Source organism: Ochrobactrum sp. SFR4 (assembly GCF_019730395.1).
In the GTDB taxonomy this organism is placed as follows: domain Bacteria; phylum Pseudomonadota; class Alphaproteobacteria; order Rhizobiales; family Rhizobiaceae; genus Pseudochrobactrum.
The window spans coordinates 1-407 of the sequence record NZ_JAAPBB010000275.1 but is presented as its reverse complement, the minus strand read 5'-3'; the positions used below and the strand labels follow the sequence as shown (position 1 = coordinate 407).

Genomic DNA, 407 nt, shown 5'->3' with positions numbered 1-407 from the left:
AAAGCCCAAAGCAGCCAAATAATCTTTAGCCTGGCTAATTGCATGCTTTTGAGTTCCAGCAATATGTACAGACACCAAAGAACGGTTTGCTTGCACTTGTGGAGAAGTAACAAAAGGCTTTCTAAAAACCTCTCGATACAAAATACCAACCAATTCTGAAGCTGGAATATCCTGAGCATATAAAACAACATCATCATCACCATTCGGCACCATGCCAAAAGCTGAACCAACATTAAACAGAATTAAAAAAGCTAATATAAAATTACGGATCATCCCCCGACCTCCCCAACAATTAATTGCCTTGGATTTAATGTCGGTAAAGATGCAGCCGGAGATAAAGAGCCAGACCAAGGTGTAATTCGCTCACCGTCGATTACTCCCATAATCGGAATATTATCCTCAAAACT

1 protein-coding gene is annotated in these 407 nt (G+C 40.0%); it reads right to left on the bottom strand.

The annotated features are described in order from the left end of the window. Window positions 1–273 (bottom strand): hypothetical protein (locus tag HBA93_RS18960; protein WP_221724333.1); only part of this gene is annotated, 273 nt, incomplete at its 3' end. Window positions 274–407: the final 134 nt, after the last annotated feature.